The 15117-nt window shown below is 64.7% G+C and carries 16 protein-coding genes; 9 read left to right on the top strand and 7 right to left on the bottom strand.

Annotated elements, in window-relative coordinates; translation table 11 throughout:
• The first annotated feature begins 49 nt into the window (after nt 1-49).
• From LB547_RS20530 to LB547_RS20540, 3 genes are read left to right on the top strand one after another with little or no spacing between them, the layout of a single operon-like run.
• Nucleotides 50-1342, top strand: coding sequence for an ABC transporter substrate-binding protein (locus LB547_RS20530; protein ID WP_140763446.1), 1293 nt, complete (start codon nt 50-52; stop codon nt 1340-1342).
• Nucleotides 1343-1350: 8 nt separating this feature from the next.
• Entirely contained in the window at nt 1351-2241 is an 891-nt protein-coding gene (locus tag LB547_RS20535; RefSeq protein ID WP_140763449.1) for a carbohydrate ABC transporter permease, read from the top strand.
• Nucleotides 2238-3101 carry a carbohydrate ABC transporter permease gene (locus LB547_RS20540; RefSeq protein ID WP_140583863.1) on the top strand — a complete coding sequence of 288 codons (864 nt, stop codon included), beginning with the start codon at nt 2238-2240 and terminating at the stop codon, nt 3099-3101. The genes LB547_RS20535 and LB547_RS20540 overlap by 4 nt, the downstream gene beginning before the upstream one ends.
• On the opposite strand, the gene pcaD is transcribed toward LB547_RS20540, so the two are convergent.
• Nucleotides 3091-3915: a 3-oxoadipate enol-lactonase gene (gene pcaD / locus LB547_RS20545; protein ID WP_140671878.1), complete on the bottom strand. Its 825-nt coding sequence runs from the start codon at nt 3913-3915 to the stop codon at nt 3091-3093. The two genes, LB547_RS20540 and pcaD, sit on opposite strands and share 11 nt — an antisense overlap.
• Before the next feature lie 131 nt (nt 3916-4046).
• On the opposite strand from pcaD, the gene LB547_RS20550 reads away from it, so the two are divergent.
• Complete coding sequence (locus tag LB547_RS20550) at nt 4047-5708, top strand: alkaline phosphatase family protein (RefSeq protein ID WP_140763452.1); 1662 nt, start codon at nt 4047-4049, stop codon at nt 5706-5708.
• Between the two features lie 107 nt (nt 5709-5815).
• Here LB547_RS20550 and LB547_RS20555 read toward each other — a convergent pair whose 3' ends face one another.
• From LB547_RS20555 to LB547_RS20580, 6 genes are all read right to left on the bottom strand, one after another.
• On the bottom strand, nt 5816-7075 hold the full coding sequence (locus LB547_RS20555; RefSeq protein WP_140497674.1) for an ABC transporter substrate-binding protein: 1260 nt from the start codon (nt 7073-7075) through the stop codon (nt 5816-5818).
• A gap of 63 nt (nt 7076-7138) precedes the next feature.
• Nucleotides 7139-7570 (bottom strand): DUF4440 domain-containing protein, encoded by a 432-nt coding sequence (locus LB547_RS20560; RefSeq protein ID WP_140497672.1) that lies wholly within the window; start codon nt 7568-7570, stop codon nt 7139-7141.
• Nucleotides 7567-8622 (bottom strand): aldo/keto reductase, encoded by a 1056-nt coding sequence (locus LB547_RS20565; RefSeq protein ID WP_140763457.1) that lies wholly within the window; start codon nt 8620-8622, stop codon nt 7567-7569. The genes LB547_RS20560 and LB547_RS20565 overlap by 4 nt, the downstream gene beginning before the upstream one ends.
• Entirely contained in the window at nt 8619-8978 is a 360-nt protein-coding gene (locus LB547_RS20570) for a TIGR04076 family protein (RefSeq protein WP_140520931.1), read from the bottom strand. The genes LB547_RS20565 and LB547_RS20570 overlap by 4 nt, the downstream gene beginning before the upstream one ends.
• A 1-nt stretch (nt 8979) precedes the next feature.
• The gene (locus tag LB547_RS20575; RefSeq protein ID WP_140497666.1) at nt 8980-9468 is read right to left on the bottom strand and encodes a DUF3830 family protein; all 489 of its coding nucleotides are present in this window, start codon (nt 9466-9468) and stop codon (nt 8980-8982) included.
• Between the two features lie 9 nt (nt 9469-9477).
• Entirely contained in the window at nt 9478-10206 is a 729-nt protein-coding gene (locus LB547_RS20580; RefSeq protein WP_140497664.1) for a GntR family transcriptional regulator, read from the bottom strand.
• Between the two features lie 145 nt (nt 10207-10351).
• Here LB547_RS20580 and LB547_RS20585 point away from each other — a divergent pair, with 145 nt between their 5' ends.
• From LB547_RS20585 to LB547_RS20605, 5 genes are read left to right on the top strand one after another with little or no spacing between them, the layout of a single operon-like run.
• Complete coding sequence (locus LB547_RS20585; RefSeq protein WP_140520932.1) at nt 10352-11152, top strand: ABC transporter ATP-binding protein; 801 nt, start codon at nt 10352-10354, stop codon at nt 11150-11152.
• Nucleotides 11149-11916 carry an ABC transporter ATP-binding protein gene (locus LB547_RS20590; protein WP_140763459.1) on the top strand — a complete coding sequence of 256 codons (768 nt, stop codon included), beginning with the start codon at nt 11149-11151 and terminating at the stop codon, nt 11914-11916. Before LB547_RS20585 ends, LB547_RS20590 begins: the two co-directional genes overlap by 4 nt.
• Nucleotides 11913-12821 carry a branched-chain amino acid ABC transporter permease gene (locus LB547_RS20595; RefSeq protein ID WP_140763462.1) on the top strand — a complete coding sequence of 303 codons (909 nt, stop codon included), beginning with the start codon at nt 11913-11915 and terminating at the stop codon, nt 12819-12821. Before LB547_RS20590 ends, LB547_RS20595 begins: the two co-directional genes overlap by 4 nt.
• The gene (locus tag LB547_RS20600) at nt 12818-13795 is read left to right on the top strand and encodes a branched-chain amino acid ABC transporter permease (protein WP_181178032.1); all 978 of its coding nucleotides are present in this window, start codon (nt 12818-12820) and stop codon (nt 13793-13795) included. Before LB547_RS20595 ends, LB547_RS20600 begins: the two co-directional genes overlap by 4 nt.
• A complete protein-coding gene (locus LB547_RS20605) occupies nt 13792-15090 on the top strand; it encodes an NAD(P)/FAD-dependent oxidoreductase (protein ID WP_140763468.1) in 1299 nt (432 codons plus the stop codon). The genes LB547_RS20600 and LB547_RS20605 overlap by 4 nt, the downstream gene beginning before the upstream one ends.
• Nucleotides 15091-15117: the final 27 nt, after the last annotated feature.

Here is a 15117-nt window from a genome sequence, read left to right on the forward strand (position 1 = left end):
TCATGTTGTCATAACGTCATCGTGATCGCTAGCCTGAGGGAGGATGAGGATGTCTCTTGCCTGGACTTCGAAACTGGCTCTGGCCGCGAGCCTGGCCATCCTGCCCGCCAGCGGCTGGGCGCAGTCGGTCAACATCTCCTATCTCACCCATTGGTCGCCGGAGACGGTCGCATTGCTGGAAGCGGCGGCCAAGGACTATGCGAAGACAAATCCAGATGTCAGCGTCACCGTGCGCGCCGTTCCCTTCGGCGATCTGCTGACCACGCTGCGCTCCCAGGGCGGCGGCGCGGACGGTCCCACGATCGGCGGCATCTACGATCTCTGGTTGCCTGAGCTCGCCCGCGACAAGCTCGTCGCGCCCGCCCCCGACCCCGTCGCCGAAGAGGTCAAGGGAGCATGGCCCGCTGGCGTGGTGAGCGCCGCGTCGGTCGGCGGCAAGCTCTACGGCATTCCCAACGAGATCGACGTCTACGCGCTGAACTACAACAAGGCACTGTTCAAGCAGGCCGGCATTACTGCTGCGCCGAAGACCTGGGACGAGTTCAAGGAGGCGGCGAAGAAGCTGACCAACAAGGATGCCGGCCAGCAGGGTTTCGGCATGATCAATTCCTGGGCGGCGGGCGTCGTCCACCCCTTCGCCTCGCTGCTGGTCTCCAATGGCGGCGACCTGGTCAAGGACGGCAAGCCGGCGCTGGACACTCCGCAGGCCGCGCAGACCTTCCAGCTCTATGAGGAGCTCATCAAATCGGGCGCCAGCGTGCCGGCCATGGCGACGGCAGACGCCAACACCACCGGCCCCTTCCTCGACAATTTCGTCTCCGGTAAGACCGGCATGATCATCATGGCCAATTGGTGGGAAAGCGCGCTGAAGGCAGGCATGGGCGACAGGTTCGCGGATATCGCCACCGCACCAATCCCCGTCGGCCCGAGCGGCGACAAGCCGCATTCGATCTCCTATTCCTGGATGACGGTGGTCAACGGCAATGCCGGCCAGGCCGAGCAGAAGGCCGCATGGGAATTCCTGGCCTGGCTCAACAATCCGAAATCCGGCAAGAACGGCGCCTCGGCGATGTCCGACATATTGATGTCGATGGGCATCCTGCCCTCGCGCAGCTCCGATATCGAGGCCCACAAGGACAAGCTCGGCTCGGAATTCCTGTCGGGCTATGTCAGCGTGCTGGCCGACGCCAAGCCCTTCCCGGTCGTGCCGGGCGGACAGGAGTTCTCGGAATCTCTGCAGCAGACGCTGGAGGCGTTGCAGTACGGCCAGGTCTCGGCCAAGGATGCGCAGGCGACGGCGCAAGCGGACGCCGCCTCGATCCTGGAGCGCGCCGCCAAGTAGACTGAACCATGATCAACAGGTACCGTGCCTCGGCGGGCATCATGCTGGCGCCCGCCGTGACGCTGATCGGCATCTTCATCCTGTTGCCGATGCTGCTCACGCTCTGGCTGTCCTTCCAGGACTGGTCGACGCAGACGCCCTTTTCCAGCGCCAGCTTCATCGGCCTCGACAATTTTCGCGAGATTTTCGGGCCGACCTCGGTCGGACGCGACTTCAAGGGCGCGTTGATCAACACCTCCATCTACACCGCGCTTTCCGTCATCCTCATCCTGCCGCTCTCGGTCGCCTTCGGACTGATGGTCCACCAGCACGATGTTGGCGGCGGCACAGCGCTGCGGACCGTGCTGTTTTCCACCTACATGGTGCCGATGATCGCGGTGGCGCTGGTGTGGTCGAAGCTCTATTCGCCTGGTGAAGGGCCGCTGAACCAGATGCTCGGCCTGCTCGGCATCGGCCCGCAACCCTTTCTGTCGTCGCCGCGCTCGGCGCTGATCTCGATCGTCCTGCTCAATGTGTGGCAGCAGGTCGGTTATTTCACGGTGCTGGCGATTGCGGGGCTGACCCAGATTTCCGGGAGCCTTTACGAGGCGGCAAAACTCGACGGCGCCAACCGCTTCGAGCAGTTCCGCTTCATCACCTTGCCGCTGCTGCGGCGCACGCTCCTGTTCAGCGCGGTCATCGCCATCATCAACGCCGTGCAGGTGTTCGAGCCGGTGGCGCTGATCACGCAGGGCGGGCCGGTCGGCTCGACCAATGTCTTGACCTACCACATCCGCCGTGTCGGCATCGAGCGCGCGCAGGGCGGACTGGGTTCGGCCATGGCCGTCATGCTGATGCTGTCGCTGATCGTCGTGGTCTGCGCTCTGTTCGCCTTTGCCAACCGGAAGGATCAGGAATGAGCGCGGGATCGTCGAGCCGGTTGCCGCGCAGACGCCCCGCCGGCCGCAAGGCGCTGCTGGCCACGCTCATGCTGCTCGTGGCCGTGGCGTCGGCCTTTCCGCTGGTTTGGATGGTTCTGTCCAGTCTCAAGACTCCGGCCGAGAGCATGCAGGTGCCGCCGGTGTGGATCCCGCACACGCCGAGCCTCGACGCCTATGAGAAAGTTTCGGGCGTGGTCAATGTCGGCCGTTCTATGTGGAATTCCCTGGTCATCGCCTCGATCACCACAGCCGGTATCCTCATCACCAGCATGATGGCCGGCTACGCCTTCGCCAAATACCACTTCCCCGGCCGCTCGCTTTTGTTCTCGGTGCTGATCGCGACCATGTTCCTGCCGCCGATCGTGACGCTGATCCCGCTCTATCGCCTCGTCGGCTCGATCGGCCTCAATGCCAGCCTCGCCGGCATCATCGTGCCCAACCTCGCCAATGCCTTCGGTATCTTCCTGATGCGCCAGTTCATTGCAAGCGTGCCTGACGATCTGATCGACGCTGCGCGCATGGACGGCGCCTCCGAACTGCTGATCCTGTTCAAGATCGTGGCGCCCAGCGTGGCGCCGGCGATCGCGGCATTGGCGCTGTTTGCCTTCGTCTATCACTGGAACAGCTATCTGTGGCCGCTGACCGTGCTACAAGGCAACGCCGACGCCTATCCGATCGTCATCAGCCTCAGCCGGCTGTTGAGTTACAACAGAGGCGCCGTCAACACCGGGTTGGTGATGGCCGGCGCGACGCTTGCCGTGCTGCCGCCGCTCATCCTCTTCGTCCTGCTGCAGCGCTTTTTCGTCGATTCCATCGTCGGCTCGGCGATCAAGGGGTAGCCGCGCTCAAAGGTTTCTGCCCCGGAGGAGGCGACGCGACAAAATCGCGGATCAGCGCGACCACCGCCTCCGGCTGTTCGATGCAGGGAATATGGCCGGCATTAGGAATGATTTCGAAGCGGGCGCCGGGGATCAGCGCTGCCAGCGAGCGGACGAGATCGGGCGGTGTCGAGCCGTCCTGGTCGCCGACCATGCAAAGTGTCGGCACCGCGATACGCCGCGCGGCCTCGGTGAGGTCGGCGTCGCGGACCGCCATGCATGTCCCGATGTAACCCGGCAGCGCCTGCCTAGTCAGCATATTGCGGCAACCGGCAAGGTCGGCCGCACGCGCGGCATGGAAGCCGGGCGTGAACCATGCTTCCATCACACCGTCGGCTATCGCCTCGATCCCGTCGCGCTCGACGGTGGCGATACGCTTATTCCAGCTCTCGTCCGTGCCGATCTTGTGCGCCGTGTCGGACAGGATCAGAGCCTCAACGCAGCTGGGATGACGGGTATAGAGCCGCTGCGCGATCAAGCCACCGACCGACAGGCCGAACAGCACGACCCTGCCGAGATCGAAATGATCGATGAGGCCCAGGAGATCGTCGACATGATCATCGATCGACCGGATGCCGCTGCCGATATCGGAAAGTCCGTGGCCGCGCTTGTCGTAGACCAGCAGAGGCATGTCACCGCTTAATTGCGAGATGACATCGTCCCAGATGCGCAAATCGGTACCCAGCGAATTGATGAAGATCACCGGCCGCGCGGTGCCGGTCGCCTCGATATAGCGGTGGTGCAGCGCAAGGCCGCCAATGGTGACGAACGGCACGATTTGGACCCTCCCGGCTCTCACAGTGCATGAGGCATCTGGTTGGGTAAAATGATATTTTGAGGCATCGTTGTAGGACATCGGCCGTTCTGGCACACCGGTCTTGCGCGAACCACAATGACGGACGACCAATGACAGACCGCCGCAACGTCCTTTTCATCATGTGCGACCAGCTGCGCTTCGACTATTTGAGCTGCGCCGGACACCAGACCCTGCACACGCCGAATATCGACCGGCTGGCCAGCCGCGGCGTGCGCTTCACCAACGCCTATGTGCAATCGACCGTGTGCGGGCCCTCGCGCATGAGTGCCTATACAGGCCGCTATGTCCGCTCGCACGGATCGACGCTTAACGGCGTGCCGCTCAGGATCGGCGAGCCTACGCTCGGCGAGCATCTGCGCGAGATCGGCGTGCGCTGCGCGCTGATCGGCAAGACGCATATGAGGGCCGACGAGGAAGGCATGGAGCGCCTCGGCATCGACAAGACGTCCATCATCGGCGTGCGCGTCGCCGAATGCGGCTTCGAACCGTTCGAGCGCGACGACGGGTTGCATCCGTCGTCCGCCTACGATCCCGACCCGGCCTACGACCAATATCTGCGCGAGCACGGCTTCGACGCCGCCAATCCGTGGGAGCACTGGGCCAATTCCGGTGAAGGCGAGAACGGCGAGAATTTCAACGGCTGGCTGCTCGTCCATGCCGACAAGCCGGCGCGCATTCCCGAGGAGCATTCGGAAACGCCCTACATGACGCGCCGCGCCATGCGCTTCATCGAGGAGGCCGAGGCAAAGGGCGAAGCCTGGTGCGCGCATCTCTCCTACATCAAGCCGCACTGGCCCTACATCGTGCCGGCGCCCTATCACGACATGTACGGCAAGGCCGACATAAAGCCGGTCGTGCGCAGCGAAGCAGAACGCGTCTCGCCTCACCCGATCTTCGAAGCCTTCCAGCAGGAGCGCTATTCCAGGAACTTCTCCCGCGACGAGGTCCGCGAAAGGGTCGTTCCCTGCTATATGGGCCTGATCAGGCAGATCGACGATCAGTTGGGCGGATTGTTCGAGTTCATGGAGGAGCGCGGTCTGTTCGACAACACGCTGATCGTGTTCACCTCCGACCACGGCGATTATCTCGGCGACCATTGGCTGGGCGAAAAATACCTGTTCCACGATGTCGCGGCCAAGGTGCCGATGATCGTCTACGATCCGCGCCGGCAGGCCGACGCGACGCGCGGCACGACGTCGGAGGCGCTGGTGGAGATGATCGACCTCGCGCCCACCTTCCTCGACTTCTTCGGCGGCAAGGCGAAGCCGCACGTTCTCGAGGGCCGGTCGCTGGCGCCGCTGCTGGCCGGCCAGGACGTGAACTGGCGGCGCCACGCGGTGAGCGAGTACGACTATGGCGGCGATGCCGCGCGGCTGAAGCTCGTTATGCCGGTCGCCGACTGCAAGCTCTACATGATCACCGACGGCCGCTTCAAACTGGTCCATGGCGAGGGCCTGGCGCCGATGTTCTTCGATCTGAACGGCGATCCGGACGAACTGCGCGATCTCGGCACCGAAGCATCGGCGGCGGCCGACATCGAACGACTACGGCAGGCGCTGTTCCGCTGGCTGGCGCTGCCCAACAACCGCATCACCGCCGCCGAGGAATGGTTGACGGGAAACGACGACAAGATGCGGCACTTCGATCCGTTGATCGAGTCCGGCGTGCTGATCGGCTACTGGGACGAGGCCGAGCTGGCCGAACAGCGCGAAAGACGCAGGCGCTGGCTGTCACGCGAGTCGGGAGAATGAAACCCGCAACCGTTGTTGTGGACGGCATGTTTCAGAGCGCAGTGCCGGAGCGGGTTGCTCGCAGTCCGGCATCGAGCGAGCGGTGCCGGACTGCCTGATGTGGCGGCCTATTGGAGCTTCGCCTGCAGGGCGTTGACGTCGTCGGTGGTCATTTCACCGTCGGTCGTCACCTTGCCGTCGACGATCTTCCACAAGCGGAACGGACCGGTGATGTCGCCATATTTGTCAAAGGCGACCGGGCCGATGACACCTTCGTAGCGGATCGGCTTGCCGTCTTTGATCAATCCGAGCGCCTTGGCGAATTCTTCCTTGCCAGCAAAGATGGGCGCGCCAGCCGGATCGACCGCCTTGTACATGGCGTCCTTGATCTTGGCCGGATCCTCTGAGCCGGCGATGGCGATTGCCAGGCCGACAATGGCGCCGGCATCATAGGAACGGTCGGCCGCGGGATTGGACGGTTCGATGCCCGAAAACGCCTTGTAGTTCTTGGTGAAGTAGTCGGTGGAGGCGGTCGGGCTGGTGCCGGACGAGGTGCCATAGGCCTCCTTGAGATAGTCGGCGCCGACGGACTCGATGAAGTCCGGGCTGTTCATGCCGTCATTGAGCAGGAATTTCTGCACGCCCCCTTGCGAAATCCAGGTGCGGGCGACGGTGGCGCCGTCAACCGGCGTGCTGACGAGATAAAGCCCGTCAGGCTCGCCGGCCATGGCCGCCGTGACTTCCGAGGCATAGCTCGACTGCTTCTCATTGTAGGGCGTGTCGGAGACGACGGTGCCGCCGAGCGCTTTGTAGGCGCGGGAGAATTCGGCCACCATGTTGACCCCGAAATCATTGTTGACATGGATGATCGACAGCTTCTTGAAGCCCTTGTCGATGGCGTATTTCGCGGCGGCCACGCCTTGCAGCGCATCGGAGGTGATGGTGCGGAAGAAGATGCCGTTGGTCTTGCCATCGCGCCCGAGTGCGGTCAGCGTCGGCGAGGACGAAGCCGGCGAGACCTGCACGATCTTGGCCGGGGCGGTGACCGAGGTCAGGATCGGGATCGACACAGAGGAGATGATGCCGCCGATGATCACCGGCACCTTCTTGACCTGAACCAACTGGGTCGCCGCATCGACGGCGATATTGCCCTGGCTCTGACTATCACGCGTGTCGGTCACCAGATCGCAGCCGCGAACGCCGCCGGCGTCGTTAATGTCGCGGAAGGCCATCTCGACCGATTTTGCGCCGGCCTGGCCGTATTCACCGGCCGGTCCGGTCAATTCCATGACTAGGCCGACCGTGATCTTGCAGTCGGCGGCATGTGCCGCGCTGGCAATCATCACGAGAGCGAGCGCGGTGGTGAGTTGGAGTATCGTCTTTCTCATTGTTGTTCCCCTTGAGCTACACGAATCGAGTTACACGAACCAAATTTCACGCCTGGAGCCTGTTCAGCTTTCCGGCATCTGCAGCCAGGTTTCATGCAGATGTCGCCATTCGACGCCGTTGGGCGCCGATGGATTGGTGGTGAAGAGCGCACTCGACTGACGGCGGCTATGCTTGCCGCCTCGCAACTGCGCCTCGACATAGAGCACGACGATCGCGCCGCCGGTTTGCCAGCCCGGCCGGATGTCCTCGATCGAGATGGCGAAGGCTTCGTCGCAGGAAGCGCAGCTTGCGCGGACATGGTCGACCACCGCATCGCGATCGAGGACCGTGCCGTCAGGCGTGACCATGGCCAGGCCTTCGCCCATGACGCGTTCGAAGCGGCTGAAATCGGCCTTGCCGGCGCGCGATGCGACGAACCAGTCGACGAAGAAGCGATGCAACTCGACGATTTCGGTGCTGGCCCGCGAAAACAGGCTTTCGGTGGTGGCGCTCATGGCCGGGCCGCGTTGAGATTGTAGTGCATGATCGAGCCGTGGCGGCCGTGACGGTCGCGCTCCAGCGTGTAGACGTCGCCGAGGGGACCCCGGCTCTGGGCGATCACGGCGCCGATCTCCGCCCGGTCCTCGGCCCCGAGCGCGACATCCATGATCTTCGCATTGGCCAGCGCATGCGCCTGGTTGCGGGCGCCGACGATGACGGCCGCCACTTGCGGCTGCTCGAGCACCCAGGCGCTGGCGACAGTGGCGATGTCGACGCCGTGGCGGTCGCCGATCCGCTTCAGCACCCTGAGCAGGGCCTGGAAGAGCTCCCAGCCGCCGAAATCGTCTATGATCAGCTTGTATTTGACCAGCGAGCGGTTTTCGAGCGGCATGTCCGGCTCGGCGACGCCGAGCCATCTGTCGCCGAGAAAGCCGCCGGCCACCGAACCGTAGCAGAGAAAGCTGACGCCGTTGCGTGCCGCGAGCGCGGCGAGGCTCGCCGCCGGACGCTGGTCGAGGACGGAGTATTGCAGTTGCTGGCTGACGACTGGCACGCCGGCCGACAGGATCTCGCCAAGGCGCTGCGTATCGAAATTGGTGGTGCCGACATTGCGCACCTTGCCTTCCAGCCGTAGCTCGTCGAGCCAACCCATCGCGTCGACATAGCGAGGCACTGAATAGTCCCACCAGTGGAACTGCACGAGGTCGAGCCGTTCGGTCTTCAGCCGGCGCAGAGACTGGTCGACGATGCCTCTGATGTAGTCGCGGCTGATGCCGGCGAGCCGCTCGAGGTCCGGCACCAGCTTGGTGTGCACCCTCATCCTGGCGGCGGCATCGAGACCGCGTTCGTTGGCCAGACGCAGCCGCGCCGCTCCGATCAGCTCCTCGACGCCGGTGTAGATATCGGCGCAGTCATAGGTCCAGATGCCGGCGTCGAACGTGGCGATCAGGTCGGACACCGCCTGCTGACGGTCGACCGCGCCGTGGCCGCCGGCCAACTGCCAGCCACCGCGAATGACGCGCGAGATTGTGTAGCCGGGGCTGAGTTCGAAAGTCTTGGCGGTCATCTCTGCTCACTCTCCTTCGGCAGCGGCACCGCCGTGGTCTCGGCGTGGCTGAACCGCCGTTTGCCGGTCCTGACGATCCTGAGCCTGCTGGCGCAATTGGGATCGGGACAGGCGATCTCGGCATCCGAGGTCATCCAGTCATTGGCATGGGTGGGGCGCTGCTTCGCCGCCAGCAGCGGCAGCACGGCCGCTATGGAATAGATCGAAAATCCCTGGCCCGCCGGCATCGACAGCATCTCGCCCTTCAGCTCGAAATAGTCGCCGGGCTTGGCGCCGCAATACACCGGCTTGCCCTCGGGGACGACAGCCTCGACGCGGAGGTCGAAAAGTTCGAAGCTGTCGTCGCGTTCAGCCATTTCAGCTCTCCAGCCGCGCGAAGGTGACGTCGCAGGCGCCATTGCGGCGAATGATGCCGCAGGCAGATGCGAACTGATCGCGTTGCTCAGGCAGCACCTGCGCAACGACGCTCCCCGCCAGCCAGCCGATCGGAAACAGCAGGCGCGCGCCTTGCCCGTAGAACAGGCCGATGTCGAAGATCGCATGCGGGTTGCCGCCCCACATGCGCGGCGGCACATAGGAAAGCACGATGTCGCCGGGCTGCGGCGTCAGCGTCGCGTTCTCCGCCGGCAAGGCCTGGGCAAAGGCCTCGCCGTCCAGATGCGCCGCGGGGATCGGACAGGAGATTTCCGGGCCGGTCCACATGGCATGAATGCCCGCGACGACGCGCGGCTCGGCCAGGTAAGACCACAGGAACGTTGCGTTCTCTGGCGCTTTTTCCGGCAGCAACTGCGCCGTCACCGACAGCTCGGAATGCGGCTCGGTGATCCTGATGATGCGTCTGGTCATATCAGGCATTCACTCCGCTTTTGCCGTCAACTTCAGCTTGTCGCGCAGGAAAGCGAAAGGGCGGCTGATGTCGGCCACCAGCGCCTCGCGTGCGGCCTGGGCATCCTGCGCCGCAAGCGCGGCGACGATGCTGCGATGATAATGGGCGGTGTCGACTTCGCCGGCCTCGGAAAAGGCATAGATTGCAACTCGGATGCATGGTCCCGATTGCAGCCAGAGGCTCTCGATCATCGGGATCAGCACGGCGGAACCGCAGGCGCGATAGATTTCGAAATGAAAGCTCTGATTGAGCGTCACCTCGCGGTCGACATCCTTCTTGTGCTTCAGCGCCCGCATCTCGTCCCATTCACCGAGAATAGTTTCGATGGTGGCGATCTGACGCGGATCCATGCGCGCGGCGGCAAGCGCGATTGCCTCGCCTTCGATCAGGGCACGGGCGCGCAGGAGGTCGTCGATGCGTTCCAGCGTGATCGGCGGCACCCGCACCGAGCGGTTTGGAAGCGCTTCCAGCGCCTTTTCCGTGATCAGCCGCCCAAGCGCCTCGCGCACCGGCATGGTAGACGTGACCAGCGCATCGGCAAGGCCGCGTATGGTCAGAACCTGGCTCGGCTCGAAGAGACCGCCAATCAGCGCCCTGCGCAATTCGGAATAGACGCGGTCCTGCACCGTCTCGCGGCCGACCGGCGCGAGTTGCGCGGCGATGACCTCGTTGGTGCGCTCGACAGCAGCCCTTTGCATGGCGTTCCCGATCTTGGCCTTTTCGACGGCCTGGCCTGTTTTCGGCTTGCGGAGAAAATTAAAGCTGATTAGCGTGATCAAAGCAAGTGTGATCACAAATCAAAAAATCAGAAAGCGGCAAAGATCGCTTCGGCCAGAGGGCTTGATGAACGACACGGCGAAACGGCATGGGACGGAGACCCAGGCGCCGGTTCTGGCAGCAAAGAACGTCGTGCGGCGTTTCGGCGGCCTTGTCGCCGTCAACGATGTTTCGTTCGAGGTCCGCCCGGGCGAGATCCTCGGCCTGATCGGCCCCAACGGCGCCGGCAAGACGACGATGTTCGACCTGCTCGCCGGCAGCATCCTGCCTACAAGCGGCGAGATACGTCTCAACGGGGCGCTCGTCTCCGGCGAAGCAGCGCACCTGCGCATTGGCCGCGGTCTTGGGCGCACCTTTCAGATTCCCCGGCCCTTGCCCAATCTCACGCTGATCGAAAACGTCATGCTCGCCGCGCAACGTCAGGCAGGGGAGCGGCTGCTCGCCAATTTCCTGATCCCGTGGCGGGTCGCCGCCGAAGAGAAGGCAGCCGCCGAGAAGGCTGCCGAACTGCTTGAACTCGTCTCGCTCACCCGGCTGGCGCACGAACCGGCGCGGGTGCTTTCGGGCGGCCAGCGCAAACTGCTCGAACTTGCCCGTGTGATGATGGCCGACCCGGCGATCATCCTGCTCGACGAGCCCGCGGCCGGCGTCAACGCCACGCTGCTCGAAGTCATCATCGACCGCATCCGCGACATCAACAGAAGCGGCATCACCTTTCTTCTGATCGAGCACAACATCGACATGGTGACGCGGCTTTGCCATCGCGTCCTGGTGATGGCGGGCGGCGAGCTTCTGTGCGAAGGCACGGCCGACGAGGTGGCGCGCGATCCGCGCGTGATAGAGGCTTATCTCGGGGGCGCGGCGTGACCGGCACCGTGCTTGACGTCCGCAACCTCGAAGCCGGCTACGAACCCGGCGTGCCGATCGTGCGCGGCGCCTCGATCACCGTGAAGAAGGGCGAAATCGTCGTCGTTCTCGGCCCCAACGGCGCCGGCAAGTCGAGCCTGATCAAGGCAATTGCCGGTCTCGTCCCGGTCACCGGCGGCACCGTTCTCCTCGACGGCAAGGATATCACCACCGCACCGGCCCACACCATGGTGCGGCTTGGGCTCGCCTTCGTGCCTCAGACCGAGAACGTGTTTCCACTGATGTCGGTCGACGACAATCTCAGGGTTGCCTGCGGCATTATCGAGCGCCGCGAGGTTCCCGCCCGCATCGACGAGATGTACGCGACCTTCCCGGACCTGGCGCGCCAGCGCCGTATCGCCGCCGGCAATCTGTCGGGCGGGCAGCGCCAGATGCTGGCCGTGGCGCGGGCGCTGATCGTCCATCCCAAGGTGCTGGTGCTGGACGAGCCGTCGGCCGGCCTGTCGCCGAAATTCGTCTCGATGGTGTTCGAGATGCTGGCCGGCATCCGCAAGTCCGGCGTCACCATCCTTCTCGTCGAACAGAACGCCAAGGCGGCGCTCGCCATCGGCGACCGCGCCTATGTGCTGGTCGAAGGCAAGGACCGGCACGAGGGCATCGCCGCTGAATTGTGGAGCGATCCGGTGGTCGCCGAGCTCTATCTTGGCCAGCGCCCGGACAGCGCCGGCAAGGCCGCGCCTTCAGGCAAGGGAAGTGCGGCATGAACCTGCAATTCATCGTCGACGGATTGCTGACGGGCTCGATGATCGGCCTCGGCGCCATCGGCGTGACGCTGACCTATTCGATCCTGCGCTTCTCGAACTTCGCCCATGGCGACTTCATGGCCTGGGGCACCTATGCGACGCTGGCCGTCGTAGGCGCCATCGGCGCGACGATCGGCAAGGTGGCGCCGATCGCCCCGCTTTCCTTCGGCTGGCCGCTCATCGTCGCGCTGGTCGTCGGCATGGCATTCACCGCCCTGCTGGCGCTGCTGCTCGACAAGGTGCTGTTCGCGCGGCTGCGCTCTCAGGGCCAGGCCATCATCGTGGTGATGGCAAGTTTCGGCGCCTCGATGGCGCTGCGAAGCCTGCTCGAGTTCACCTTCACCTCACGCCCGACCTATTTCAGCCGCGCCATCCAGATCGCCATGCCGGTCGGCTTCGGCATCCGCATCACGCCGGACCAGATCGCGCTGTTGCTGCTGACAGCAATTCTGGTGTTGGGCGTACACCTGTTGATGACGCGCACGCAGACCGGCCGGTCCATGCAGGCCCTGAGCCAGAATGCAGCACTTGCCCGCGTCGTCGGCATCGATGTCGCCAAGGTGGTGCGCGTCACCTGGATCCTCGGCGCAGCGCTTGCCTGCGTCGCCGGCGTGATGATCGGCATCCTGGTGCAGATCCGCCCATTCATGGGCTTCGACATGCTGCTGCCGATGTTCGCGGCCGCCATTCTGGGCGGTATCGGCAGCATCCCGGGCGCCGTGCTCGGCGGGTTGATCATCGGGCTCGCCGAAGCGGGCGCCGTGCAACTGATCGGCGCCGAATGGCGCGCGGCGGTCTCCTTCATCATCCTGATGGCGGTGCTGTTCGTGCGGCCGATCGGCCTTTTTGGTGTGAGGGAACGCTGATGGACCTGCTCGGCTATGGCGCTTTCTTCCTGACCACGGCGCTGATCTTTTCGCTCGTCACGCTGGGGCTCAATCTGCAATGGGGGCTGACCGGGCTCTTCAATGTCGGGCTCGCCGGCTTCGTCGCCATCGGCGCCTATACGTCGGCGCTGCTGACGACGCCGGACGATGCCGCGCGTCTGGGCGGTTTCGGCCTGCCGATCCTGGCCGGCTGGCTCGGCGCCATGGTCGTCGGCGGCATCGCCGCGGCCCTGACCGGCATCGCCACGCTGCGGCTCAGATCCGACTATCTTGCCATCACCACCTTCGGCGTCGCCGTGGTCGTGCAACTGGTCGCGCTCAATGCGCAGAAACTGACCGGCGGTCCGTTCGGCATCGGCTTCATCCCGCGCCCCTTCGGCAGCCTCGCCGAGACGCCGCTGCTGTTCAACCTGTCGAACCTTGCCGTCGTCTCGGCGGTCACGCTGGTCGTTTATCTGGCGCTGGAGCACCTGTCTCGCAGCCCGTGGGGCCGGGTGCTGAAGGCGCTGCGGGAGGATGAGCGGGCGGCGATCTCGCTCGGCAAGAGCGCGCGCTTCTACCGTGTCCAGGCCTTCGCGGTCGGCGGCGCCATCATGGCCCTAGCGGGCGCCTTGCAGGCGCATTTCACCGGCTTCATTGCGCCGGACAATTACCTGCCGATCCTGACCTTCCAGGTCTGGGTGATGCTGATCGTCGGCGGCTCGGGCAGCAATGCCGGTGCCGTCATCGGCAGCATCCTGGTCTGGGGGATATGGGCCGGGTCGGGCACGCTCACCAGCGCGCTGTTCCCGCCGGAGCAACAGGCCCGCGCCGCGTCCCTGCAGATCGTCGCAATCGGCGTCATGCTGTGCATCATCCTCCTGGTCCGCCCCAACGGACTGTTCGGGGAACGGCCGCGGCGGGCACGGCTCGGCAAGCGGGCGAAGGTGGCCGCCAGCGAGAGCGGCTCGTGACCGCAATGGCCCGGCAGGAAGCGCTTTCGCTTTGGCACGCGGTCAGCCGTGAGACCCGCCTCCGCCCGGCGCTGGAAGGCGAGCTCGATGTCGACCTTGCCATCGTCGGCGGCGGCTTCACCGGCCTTTCGACCGCCTTGCATGCCGCGGCCAGAGGTCTTTCGGTCGCGGTCCTTGAAGCCGAAACCATCGCCTGGGGTGCTACCGGCAGGAATGCCGGCTTCATCGTGCCGAATTTCGCCAAAATGGATCCGGATGCGATAAAGGCCCATCTTGGACCCGAGCGCGGCGAGAGGCTGATCGAATTCGCGGCCGGCAGCGCCGATCTGGTCTTCGGCCTGATCAGGCGGCACGGTATCGAATGCGACGCAGTGCAGAGCGGTTGGATCCAGCCGGCACATTCCCCTGTTGCGCTCGAAAAGGTCAAATCACGCGCAGGGCAATGGGCGCAGCGCGGCCGGCCGGCCGTCGTGTTGGACCGGCAAGAAACGGAGGCGCTAACCGGCGCGCGCGGTTATGTCGGCGGCTGGATGGATCGTTCCGGAGGCGTGCTCAATCCGGTCGCCTATGCGCGCGGCCTGGCCGACGTAGCGGAAAAAGCCGGCGCGCGCCTGTTCGAGCACACGCGCGTCGCCGCGATCAACCGTATCGCGGACGGCTGGTCGCTGAAGACGCAAATGGGTTCGGTGCGCACAGGAAAGGTGCTGATCGCCACCAACGCCTATGGCGGACAGCTCAATCCGGGGCTTCGGAAAACCTATTTCCCGCTGAAAATCTTCCAGATCGCGACGGCGCCGCTGCCGCGCGAGGTGCGCAGCCGCCTGTTGCCCGGCGGGCAAGGCGTCGGCGACACGAGACGCAATCTCTTCACCTACCGCTTCGATGCCGAAAACAGGCTGATCAGCGGCGGCATGCATGTCTTCGGCCCCGGTGCGGACCGACGCCTGCCGCAGACGATCCAGCGGCGGCTGGCCCGGCATCTCGAGCTCCCGGACCTGCCGCCGCTCGCCTATGGCTGGTCGGGCATGGCTGCGGTCGAACCCGATTTCCTGCCCCACCTCATCGATCTCGGACCGGGGCTGATCGCGGGTCGCGCCTGCAACGGCCGCGGCATCGCCATGACCACGGCCCTGGGCAAGGTGCTTGCGGATTGGGCTGGTGGAACCGACGCCCGCGATCTGCCGCTGCCCTTCGGGCCACCGTCGCCGATGCCGTTCCACAGCCTGCTGCGCTTCGCGCCGAACGCGCTGCTGCCGTGGAGCATGCTTCGCGACCGGCTGGACAAGACCGGATAGGCCGATCGCCGGGGCGCGACGGGATCG

The sequence above is a fragment of the Mesorhizobium sp. B264B1B genome, from assembly GCF_020165765.1.
In the GTDB taxonomy this organism is placed as follows: domain Bacteria; phylum Pseudomonadota; class Alphaproteobacteria; order Rhizobiales; family Rhizobiaceae; genus Mesorhizobium.

Coding starts and splice junctions, on each gene's coding strand:
- LB547_RS20530 (WP_140763446.1), top strand. CDS start 50: ATGTCTCTTGCCTGGACTTCGAAACTGGCTCTGGCCGCGAGCCTGGCC.
- LB547_RS20535 (WP_140763449.1), top strand. CDS start 1,351: ATGATCAACAGGTACCGTGCCTCGGCGGGCATCATGCTGGCGCCCGCC.
- LB547_RS20540 (WP_140583863.1), top strand. CDS start 2,238: ATGAGCGCGGGATCGTCGAGCCGGTTGCCGCGCAGACGCCCCGCCGGC.
- LB547_RS20550 (WP_140763452.1), top strand. CDS start 4,047: ATGACAGACCGCCGCAACGTCCTTTTCATCATGTGCGACCAGCTGCGC.
- LB547_RS20555 (WP_140497674.1), bottom strand. CDS start 7,075: ATGAGAAAGACGATACTCCAACTCACCACCGCGCTCGCTCTCGTGATG.
- LB547_RS20560 (WP_140497672.1), bottom strand. CDS start 7,570: ATGAGCGCCACCACCGAAAGCCTGTTTTCGCGGGCCAGCACCGAAATC.
- LB547_RS20565 (WP_140763457.1), bottom strand. CDS start 8,622: ATGACCGCCAAGACTTTCGAACTCAGCCCCGGCTACACAATCTCGCGC.
- LB547_RS20570 (WP_140520931.1), bottom strand. CDS start 8,978: ATGGCTGAACGCGACGACAGCTTCGAACTTTTCGACCTCCGCGTCGAG.
- LB547_RS20575 (WP_140497666.1), bottom strand. CDS start 9,468: ATGACCAGACGCATCATCAGGATCACCGAGCCGCATTCCGAGCTGTCG.
- LB547_RS20580 (WP_140497664.1), bottom strand. CDS start 10,206: ATGCAAAGGGCTGCTGTCGAGCGCACCAACGAGGTCATCGCCGCGCAA.
- LB547_RS20585 (WP_140520932.1), top strand. CDS start 10,352: ATGAACGACACGGCGAAACGGCATGGGACGGAGACCCAGGCGCCGGTT.
- LB547_RS20595 (WP_140763462.1), top strand. CDS start 11,913: ATGAACCTGCAATTCATCGTCGACGGATTGCTGACGGGCTCGATGATC.